This is a genomic window from Prevotella sp. AM34-19LB (assembly GCF_003468525.1).
GTDB lineage: Bacteria > Bacteroidota > Bacteroidia > Bacteroidales > Bacteroidaceae > Prevotella.
In genome coordinates this window covers 1-1352 of sequence record NZ_QSIG01000115.1, presented here as the reverse complement: position 1 = coordinate 1352, position 1352 = coordinate 1, and the positions used below count along the sequence as shown (strand labels likewise).

The window sequence follows — 1352 nt, the reverse complement described above, 5'->3', positions numbered from 1 at the left end:
CGTGCCATACCAGTATGTCGGGCAAAAGGTGAGCGTACTGTGGGACTTAGATACCGTGGAGGTTTACTCCGGGAGTTCTCGCATAGCCATCCATCAGCGTCGCCAAGGACCAGGGTACAGCACGCTTGACGAGCATATGCCAGACAAGCATCTTGCCTATAAGCACGGACAGGGATATAACGCCGCTTATTTCCTGGAGGAGGCGGCATTGGTTGGCTGCAACACCACTGCTGCTGTCCAATCCATCCTCAATCGCACGAAGCATATAGAGCAGTCGTACAAGTCTTGCCAAGGAGTCCTGTCTCTCAAGCGCAAGTATGGCAAGGAGCGTCTGGAGAAGGCCTGCAAGCGTCTGGCAGGTTGTTCATCCATCACCTACACGACCATCCGCAACGTGTTGGAAAAGAACCTTGACCAAGTTGACGGGGAAGAAACAGTCTCAAACGTGCCACAGAACGACTATGTGAGAGGCGCGGAGGCATTTATGAACATTTAAATATGCATAGTAACATGAACTTACAAGAAACCATCATACAACTCAACGAGTTGAAACTCAGAGGTATGTCATCCTCCTTCGAGGCCATGACCAGCCTTCCTGTACAGAACCGCCCATCCCTGGAAGTCGCCATCTCCAAGATGGTGGATGCAGAGGTGCAGGACAGACGAGATCGAAAGACCGCCATGTATCTAAAAATCAGCAAACTTAGATATACGGCACTCTTAGAGGATGTCATCTGTGGAACAGACCGCAACTTCACCAAGGATGACCTTGCCGCCATTGCTGACTGTGCCTTTATACGCAGGCATGAGAACTTGCTCATACAAGGAAAGTGTGGCTGCGGAAAATCCTTTCTTGCCTGTGCCCTTGGAAGACAGGCTTGCATGCTAGGCTATAGAACTCTCTATCTCAACATGAACAGCTTTGTGGAGAAAGTTGCACTCAGTAAGCTGGATGGGTCGTACCTAAAGATGATAACCAATCTAGAAAAGTATGACTTGCTCATATGGGATGACTTCGGGTTGCAGCCAATGGATGACAAGACCAGACTCGCAATGCTCCAAATCCTAGAAGAGAGATACGAGAGAAAGTCCGTCATTATCGCTTCACAGCTTCCTATTGCCAAATGGTATGATTATATAGGTGATCCTACCTTGGCAGATGCCATTATGGACCGTTTGGTAGCAAATGCAAGTAAAATAGAGTTAAAAGGTGATTCTATGCGCCAGAAATTGAAAAAATAGATAGGGTGTCCAGTTCTATGTTCCAATATTAACTCACTTGTTTGAGAGTTTTGGTTCGTTCTGTCACCCAGTTTTTGGACAAGTGCTCGGTAGTCCAAGCATCAATGTCC

The 1352-nt window shown here is 47.6% G+C and carries 2 protein-coding genes; both read left to right on the top strand.

What is annotated here, in order from left to right:
• Window positions 1-496: Mu transposase domain-containing protein (locus DW830_RS15425; RefSeq protein WP_410524535.1), on the top strand; the 496-nt coding region annotated here is incomplete at its 5' end.
• A 14-nt stretch (window positions 497-510) separates the two neighbouring features.
• Window positions 511-1242 (top strand): IS21-like element helper ATPase IstB, encoded by a 732-nt coding sequence (gene istB, locus DW830_RS15420; protein WP_117588132.1) that lies wholly within the window; start codon window positions 511-513, stop codon window positions 1240-1242.
• Window positions 1243-1352 lie beyond the last annotated feature (110 nt).

Bases quoted from the DNA above. Each gene is read 5' to 3' on its own strand.
- istB (WP_117588132.1), top strand. From the start codon at position 511: ATGAACTTACAAGAAACCATCATACAACTCAACGAGTTGAAACTCAGA.